This window comes from Pseudomonas sp. AC083, from assembly GCF_979253165.1.
In genome coordinates, this window is record NZ_CEEDDH010000237.1 from 1 (window position 1) to 254 (window position 254).

Consider the following 254-nt stretch of genomic DNA (forward strand, 5'->3'; position numbering starts at 1 on the left):
TGTTCACGGCAGACGTGCACCAAAGCTCGATCATTTAAGCTTTTCTGTCCTTTCACTTGGCGACAGCTCTTACGAATTCTTCTGTCAAACAGGTAAAGAATTTGATGAGCGTTTAAAAGAGCTTGGCGGAACGCGTCTTTTCGATCGAGTGGACTGTGACCTTGATTATGATGAGCCGTTTTCTGAATGGCTTCAAGGGGTGGCATCTTCACTTAGTGAAGGCGGAGCCGCAGCAACCCAGCAGGAATCAGCAG

The 254-nt window shown here is 48.0% G+C and carries 1 protein-coding gene; it reads left to right on the top strand.

Going from position 1 to position 254, the window contains the following annotated elements:
• On the top strand, window positions 1–254 hold a 254-nt coding region (locus AC0IXA_RS27815), incomplete at both ends, for a flavodoxin domain-containing protein (RefSeq protein ID WP_471814964.1).